Below are 8,038 nucleotides of genomic sequence, written 5' to 3' on the forward strand. Positions count from 1 at the left end.
TGACTGTTTATGAGTTAGTCGTAATTTTCTCGAGAACCGTAAACCAAAAACTAGACATTAAGACAATGCCAGAAAATTATCAAACTTTGAAGCTAAACATGGAAGAGATTGCGGCTAAATTTGGTAGTAGCTTATCTGAATATTTGCCAAACGAAAAGGAGAATAAAGATTGTTTACCATTCTTATCAATCGAGGATGAATATTATATTCTTCAAGCTATTTGCGTTAATCCTGATTATTACTTTGTCGAAGATTATCAAAACATTGAAGAATTTGAAACAAAGATAATATTTAAAACCAAAGATAAAAGCGAAGTTTTATATTTCATTTTCCGGTCAACCGCATGGATGTTTATCAATAACTCGAAGTGGAAAAAAAGTTCATCTACAATTTTGAAAAGGAAAGTTGAGTTTACTTTATTTCAATTAAATCCAAAATGGGCAGAAAGATTTAAAAATGAAAGTGACTAAATTTAGAACGAAAACTACCGCCAACAGCAATGCTTGTTGTACAACTAAAAATTTTCAAAAAAATTAGTTTTAGTAATTTATTAAAAATATAACTATCTGATTTTCAAATACAATTTGTTTTTTTATTTATACAAAATCAATTTTAGCAGATTTATTTAGTTGTGCAACAAGCACAGCCATTTGGAGCAATTAAAAAAAAATTAAACTCTTTTTAAAAAAACATATTTAAAACTTTAACAAATTCCAACGCAACCATTTCAATAATTTTTCATCTTAGGAAAAAATAAAAATGGATAAAAAATACATTCTATATTTTGCAATTATTATGCAGCTTTTTACAAGTTGTATTTTTCGTCCTGAACCAATAGAAACGCTACCTAATAATTATAAACCTGTATATTTAACAAGAGCTCAATTAGAAAGTTCGATTGTATTAGAAAATCCAAAAACAACTATCAATTCTGGAAAAATTTACATAAAAGATGATGTAATGTTTGTTAACGATGTAAATAAAGGTTTTCAAATATATAATTATTCCAATCCTTCTAATCCTATCGCAATAGGTTACATAAACTTTCCTGGAGCAACAGATTTGGCAATTCGAAATAGTATTTTATATGTTAATCAAGCAGTAGATTTAGTCAGTGTAAATTATAATGTTTCTACTAATTCTATTTTAGTTACCAACAGAATTCAAAATGCTTTTCCTCAAAAACTTTCTCCACAAGGTTTTAATGGCAATGGATCAAATGATCAGATAATTATAAATTGGATTCCTAACAACTAAATTATGAAAAAAATTATATCATTATTTGTATTTATTTTATTGATAACAAGTTGTTCCACTGATAAAGCTAATTCATCAACTAGTGATGGTCAAGGCGGTTCTTTGGCAATATTTGCACTAAAAGGAAACTATCTTTATGCGGTTGATAATTCTAAATTAAATGTTTTTTCGTTATTAAATTCATCAGTTCCTGTTAGTGTAAACGAAGTTGAAGTTGGATTTAATATTGAAACATTATTCTTTTATGATCAATATTTATTTATTGGTTCAAGAAACGGAATGTTTATTTACTCCTTAGAAAATCCAGAAAATCCTGTTCAATTATCTAGTGCGCAACATTTTACTTCTTGTGATCCAGTTGTTGCAAATGCTACACATTCATTTGTAACACTACATTCTGGTACTTTTTGTGGAAATAATCTAAATGTTTTACAAGTTTACAATACAACGAATTTAAACAATCCAATATTAATTCATTCTAGAAATTTAACTTATCCTAAAGGTTTAGCACTTTATAATAACTATCTTTTTGTGTGTGATGATGTTATCAAAATATTCAATATTACTAATCCAAATGAGCCAGTTTTGGTAAATACTATCGAAAAAAATTGTTTTGATTTAATTATAAAAGAAAACTCACTTTTTGCTATTGGCAATAACGGACTTTATAGATATGAATTAAATCCAAGTTTAATAACCGATATTCAATTTAAAAGTCAAGTATTATATTAATTTTCAGCGAAATACCGTTCCTCAATCCTCTTTATATCTTTAATAGTATTCTTTGCCCAAAGCAACCTTTTTTCTAAAATATCCTCTTGAGATAATTGCCAATTGGTGTTAGAAATTGTAGAAATTCTATCAAATTATAGTTACTCTGATGCGTTTATACAGACCGACAATGACTTGCAAATTCTTGATGCAAAAAGTCAATGTTATGAAGAATACAAGGTGTTAAAAAAGAAATAAAAATTAGCTATAATAATTTTAATCCTTAATTGTAAATACGGTTGAGGATTTTTTTTATATTTGGAGGTGCTTATAAATTGATTATTGCGTCTGTTGATAAGTTAGCAGCAAGCTCGTAGCCGATTTGGAGAATACAAGAATTTAGCTTAAGCTTTTAAGATGGAAAATTATTAAATTGTGATAAGCATGCATATAAAAAACCATTCAAAATTAAATAATTGAAATAAAAAAAACTAATGATTCAATACAACAAAAAAAATTTATCAAAACTATTTTTAATTCTTGGTATAATATTAACAATATCGCCAATTACTTTTTTGGAAAATAAATACAAGAATTACTCAAATAATTTAGGCGATATTGTATTTCCTGAAAATAACAATTATGGCCTTTCACTAATTGCAATTTATTTATTGGCGTCAACATTGTTCTATTGTTCTTATAAATTGATTTCTGAAAGCAACGATTAATTTAAAATATGAATGACGTCATTAGATTGAAAATTAATGAAATTTATCATAAAAGCCAGCTTCTATAATGCTTTTGGCAAGATTGTGAATTTTGTAATAAATTCAAGTTTACATTTCGCAAGAAAATTTATCCAAAAAAAAAAAATAATTGTATAAAACCATTATAGATAAAAAAAGACCACAAAAATTGCAGTCTTTTTAAATATAAATTAATAGTTTTTTTATAAAACCGATTTCAAGGCATCGTTCATACTTCTTACAGCATCGGCACTTTTAGCAAACAACGCTTTTTCAACATCGTTTAGTTTGATATCAACAATTTCTTCTACACCATTTTTACCTATAATACAAGGTACACCAATGCAAATATCATTTTGCCCATATTCGCCTTCTACAAAGACTGAGCAAGGAATTAATTTCTTTTGATCGTTTAAAATACTATCTACCAAATAAGCAACCGAAGCTCCAGGTGCATACCAAGCAGAAGTACCAAGTAATGCTGTTAAAGTTGCGCCACCAACCATAGTATCTGCAGCTACTTTATCAAGTTGTTCTTGCGATAAAAATTGTGAAACTGGAACACCATTATAAGTTGCCAAACGCGTTAACGGAATCATTGTAGTGTCTCCATGACCACCAATTACCATTCCAGAAATATCATTGGCTGGTTTGTCTAATGCTTGCGATAAATAGGTTTTAAATCTAGAACTGTCTAGCGTTCCACCCATACCTATTATTCTGTTTTTAGGTAAACCTGTAGCTTTTAATGTTAAGTAAGTCATTGTATCCATTGGGTTAGAAACTACAACAACAATTGCATTAGGCGAATGTTGCAACAAACTTTCTGCTACCGATTTTACAATTCCGGCATTAATGCTTATTAACTCTTCACGTGTCATTCCGGGTTTTCTTGGAATACCAGACGTTATAACTACAACATCACTTCCTGCTGTTCTAGCATAATCATTAGTAACACCAACCACTTTAGTATTAAATCCAAGTGTGGTTTGGGTTTGCATAATATCTAATGCTTTTCCTTCTGCAAATCCTTCTCTAATGTCTAGCAATACAATTTCGCTTGTAATTCTTCTATAAGCAATAGCGTCAGCACAAGTTGCGCCTACGTTTCCTGCTCCTACAATGGTAACTTTCATTTTATAATAATTTTATAGTTATGTTTATGGTTTGTAGTTTTTGGTTTATTGTTTTTTGTTAACTAAAAACTATAAACCAAAAACAATAAACTTTTACTTACGCATCAATTTTAGCATAAACTGCATTTTTTTCAATAAATTCTCTTCTTGGTGGTACTTCATCTCCCATTAACATTGAGAAAACTCTGTCTGCTTCTGCAAGACTATCAATTGTTACTTGACGTAAAGTTCTAAAAGAAGGATCCATTGTCGTTTCCCACAATTGCTCTGCATTCATTTCTCCAAGACCTTTATAACGTTGAATTGCAGCGCTTCCACCCATTCTTTCATTAGCAATATCACGTTGATCGTCGTTCCAAGCGTATTCTTTTTTATTTCCTTTTTTTACTAAATATAGAGGTGGCGCAGCGATGTAAATGTGTCCGCCTTCAATTAATTCACGCATAAATCTAAAGAAAAATGTTAGAATTAATGTAGAAATGTGACTTCCATCGACATCGGCATCACACATAATAATTACTTTATGGTAACGCAATTTTTCTAAATTTAATGCTTTAGAATCTTCTTCTGTACCAATTGTTACACCAAGTGCTGTAAATATATTTCTAATTTCTTCATTTTCAAAAACCTTGTGGTGCATTGCTTTTTCTACATTCAATATTTTTCCTCTTAATGGTAAAATAGCTTGAAATGCTCTATCGCGACCTTGTTTTGCTGTTCCACCAGCCGAGTCTCCTTCGACTAAATAGACTTCACATTTTGCTGGATCTTGCTCTGAACAATCTGATAATTTTCCTGGTAAACCACCACCGCCAAGTACGGTTTTACGCTGTACCATTTCACGTGCTTTTTTTGCAGCGTGACGTGCTTGTGCAGCCAAAATCACTTTTTGAACAATAATTCTAGCATCGTTAGGATTTTCTTCAAGGTAGTTTTCTAACATTTCAGAAACTGCTTGAGATACTGGAGAAACTACTTCTCTATTTCCTAACTTGGTTTTAGTTTGTCCTTCGAATTGTGGTTCTTGAACTTTTACTGATATAATTGCTGTTAAACCTTCACGGAAATCGTCTCCAGAAATTTCAAATTTTAATTTTTCTAATAATCCAGAAGCGTCAGCATATTTTTTAAGTGTACGCGTTAATCCCATACGGAATCCTTGCAAGTGCGTTCCACCTTCGTGTGTATTGATATTATTTACGTAAGAAAAAATATTTTCTGAGTAACTTGTATTGTATATTAAAGCAACCTCAACAGGAACTTCTCCTTTTTCGTGCTCCATGCTAATTACGTGAGAAATAATTGCCTCACGACCTTTATCTAAAAAGCGAACAAACTCTTTTAATCCTTCGGTTGAATGAAAAACTTCTGAAGCAAATTCACCTTTATCGTTAACATCGCGTTTGTCTGTAAGTGTAATTGTTATTCCTTTATTAAGGAACGACAATTCTCTCATTCTACCTGCAATAGTATCGTAATTATACTCGGTTGATTGTGTAAAAATAGTATTGTCTGGAAGAAAAGTAACCATTGTTCCGCGCTTTGTGCTTTCGCCAATTTGCTTAACTGGATACATTGCTTTTCCTTTTTCGTACTCTTGTTCGTAGATTTTTCCGTCTCTAAAAACAGTTGCACGAAGGTGATTGGAAAGTGCGTTTACACAAGAAACTCCAACTCCATGAAGTCCACCAGAAACTTTGTATGAATCTTTGTCAAATTTTCCTCCTGCACCAATTTTAGTCATTACTACTTCTAGAGCAGAAACTCCTTCTTTTTTGTGCATATCAACTGGAATACCACGACCATTGTCTTCAACTGTAATGGAATTATCTTCGTTAATAAAAAGTGAAATGGTATCACAATGACCTGCAAGTGCTTCATCAATTGAGTTGTCAACTACTTCATATACAAGATGATGTAAACCTCTAACTCCAGTATCACCGATGTACATTGATGGACGCATTCTTACGTGCTCCATTCCTTCTAATGCTTGAATACTATCGGCTGAATAATTATTTTTTTTAATCTCGTCGCTCATAAAATTTGTATCGTTGGTATGAATTTTGTCTAACACGCAAATATATAAAAACGGAAGTGATTTTAAAGTGTTTTAAGCGGTTTTGAATGGTAAGTTATTAACATTTGTTGATATTGGTTTTTGAGTTTTAAAAGCGATGTGTTTTTTAATTTTTTGCCACGGATTTTACGGATCTTTACTGATTTACACAGATTTTTAACTTTTATATGGTAAAATTTAATATGGAAGATTCTCTTTAATTGATTTTGAAATTGGAGAGATTTAAATCAATATATTTATTGTACATACTAGATTTTACTGAACTAGTGATTTATTAATTACCACTAGTGATTGGTCTAGCCCAGAGTGAAATGGAAAGCTTTTTACAATTAAATGCTACTTTTTCTTGACAGAAAACTGCGACCAACGGAAGCACGTTTTATGGCTTAGAAAAATAGTGTTTAATTGTGAAAACTTGTAATGTAAAGCTGGAAATTGCTTCTAGAGAAATTAATATTATGCTGCTTGAAAATTAATTAATATGAGATTGCTTCGTGCCTCGCAATGACTAACAAAAAACGCTTGCCATTGCTGACAAACGTTAGAGAATCTGAATCTAGTTCAGATTGAACAAACAAACTAAACTTTAATAGTAACTTTAAATTATGCAACTATTGTGGCTTTGGCGATTTCTACATCGGCTTGAACGTGTGCCGAGTTTGCTCTACCTGATGGATCTTGATTTTCTTGCCATTTTGGTATCCATTTTCTAACGGTTTGTGCTGCGCTAAGTTGTGGATAATATTTGTGAAAAATGGTTCTGTAAAAGTAAGCTTCTTTGGTTGTTGGTGAATTATATGGAAATTCTATAGCTGCATTTTCAAGTTGTTCATCTGTAACTTTAGAGGAGCAATATTCTATTAATTGGTCTATCCAGTTGTAACCAACGCCATCTGAAAATTGTTCTTTTTGACGCCACAAAACTTCGTCTGGAAGGTATGGATTGTCTGGTGTGTCGAATGCTTTTCTAAGGATGTATTTTTCTTTTCCGTCGTAGGTTTTTGGCAATTTTTCTTCTCCTTTTATTTTCATTGAAACATCAAGAAATGCTTTGTCAAGAAACGGAACTCTAGCTTCTAGACCGTGAGCCATAGTTGATTTATCTGCACGAAGTAAATCGGCAGTAAATAATTTTTGTACTCTTTCGATGGTTTCTTTGGTAAAATCTTCGGTTGATGGTGCGTTTCTAAAATAAAGATATCCTCCAAAAATTTCGTCTGCACCTTCGCCAGAAAGTACTACTTTAATTCCCATATCGGTAATTGCTTTAGACAAGAAATACATTGGTGTGCTGGCGCGAATTGAGGTTACATCGTAGGTTTCTAAATGCCAAACTAATTTGTCTAGAATTTCTATTCCTTGTTCTATTGTAAAATGTACTTCGTGGTGATTTGTGCCTAAAAATTCGGCTACTTTTCTAGCTGCTTTTGCATCTGGAGCATCTTCATTTAAACCTATTGAAAACGAATGTAATTCTTTGCCTTTTTCTTTTAATAAACGTGCTGCAATTGATGATGTTAACGATGAATCTAATCCACCAGAAAGTAAAACTCCAATGGGAACATCGCTCATTAATCGTTTACGAGTAGCTTCTGTCAATGCTTCTCTAATTGCGGTTAAATTTAGTTCTTTATCGCATTTTGTAAAATCTTCATATTCTGGTTTATAGTATTTTACAAATCCTGTTTCTGCTGTATAATAATGTCCTGGAGGAAATGTTGAAAATGTTTTGCATTGATCTGATATGGGTTTCATTTCTGAGGCGAAATAAGTTCTTCCTCTTTCGTCCATTCCATAATATAATGGTTTTACGCCAAGCGGATCACGACCAGCAATAAAATCATCGCCATCTACAACTACAAAAGCAAAATCGCCATCTAAATGATGAAGAAAATCATATTTGAATTCTTCGTACAGATGAACTATAACTTCTGAATCGGATTTTGTTTTAAAGGTATGGTCTTTTAGAATTCCGTCTCGTAATTCTTGATGATTGTAAATTTCACCGTTATGAACCATATAGGCAGAAGTTGTTCCTTTTATTGGTTGTTTACCAGAATGTAAATCGATAATTGATAAACGTTCGTGGCTTAAAATATGACCGTTTGTTG

The 8,038-nt window shown here is 31.5% G+C and carries 6 protein-coding genes; 3 read left to right on the plus strand and 3 right to left on the minus strand.

Going from position 1 to position 8,038, the window contains the following annotated elements; translation table 11 throughout:
- Positions 1-65 precede the first annotated feature (65 nt).
- From ACH2BC_RS05565 to ACH2BC_RS05575, 3 genes are all read left to right on the plus strand, one after another.
- Positions 66-470 (plus strand): hypothetical protein, encoded by a 405-nt coding sequence (locus ACH2BC_RS05565; protein WP_395052996.1) that lies wholly within the window; start codon positions 66-68, stop codon positions 468-470.
- 289 nt (positions 471-759) lie between these two features.
- The gene (locus tag ACH2BC_RS05570) at positions 760-1,257 is read left to right on the plus strand and encodes a hypothetical protein (RefSeq protein ID WP_395052997.1); all 498 of its coding nucleotides are present in this window, start codon (positions 760-762) and stop codon (positions 1,255-1,257) included.
- Between the two features lie 3 nt (positions 1,258-1,260).
- On the plus strand, positions 1,261-1,989 hold the full coding sequence (locus ACH2BC_RS05575) for a hypothetical protein (protein WP_395052998.1): 729 nt from the start codon (positions 1,261-1,263) through the stop codon (positions 1,987-1,989).
- Positions 1,990-2,917: 928 nt separating this feature from the next.
- Here ACH2BC_RS05575 and mdh read toward each other — a convergent pair.
- The 3 genes from mdh to asnB all read right to left on the minus strand — a co-directional run.
- Complete coding sequence (gene mdh, locus ACH2BC_RS05580; RefSeq protein ID WP_395052999.1) at positions 2,918-3,850, minus strand: malate dehydrogenase; 933 nt, start codon at positions 3,848-3,850, stop codon at positions 2,918-2,920.
- A 97-nt stretch (positions 3,851-3,947) separates the two neighbouring features.
- The gene (gyrB, locus tag ACH2BC_RS05585; RefSeq protein ID WP_395053000.1) at positions 3,948-5,888 is read right to left on the minus strand and encodes a DNA topoisomerase (ATP-hydrolyzing) subunit B; all 1,941 of its coding nucleotides are present in this window, start codon (positions 5,886-5,888) and stop codon (positions 3,948-3,950) included.
- A gap of 642 nt (positions 5,889-6,530) precedes the next feature.
- A partial coding sequence (gene asnB, locus ACH2BC_RS05590; protein ID WP_395053001.1) for an asparagine synthase B occupies positions 6,531-8,038 on the minus strand: 1,508 nt, incomplete at its 5' end.

This window comes from Flavobacterium sp., from assembly GCF_043760115.1.
Classification (GTDB): Bacteria; Bacteroidota; Bacteroidia; order Flavobacteriales; family Flavobacteriaceae; genus Flavobacterium.

Excerpts from the sequence above, each read along its gene's own strand:
- ACH2BC_RS05565 (WP_395052996.1), top strand. The coding sequence starts at position 66 with ATGCCAGAAAATTATCAAACTTTGAAGCTAAACATGGAAGAGATTGCG.
- ACH2BC_RS05570 (WP_395052997.1), top strand. The coding sequence starts at position 760 with ATGGATAAAAAATACATTCTATATTTTGCAATTATTATGCAGCTTTTT.
- ACH2BC_RS05575 (WP_395052998.1), top strand. The coding sequence starts at position 1,261 with ATGAAAAAAATTATATCATTATTTGTATTTATTTTATTGATAACAAGT.
- mdh (WP_395052999.1), bottom strand. The coding sequence starts at position 3,850 with ATGAAAGTTACCATTGTAGGAGCAGGAAACGTAGGCGCAACTTGTGCT.
- gyrB (WP_395053000.1), bottom strand. The coding sequence starts at position 5,888 with ATGAGCGACGAGATTAAAAAAAATAATTATTCAGCCGATAGTATTCAA.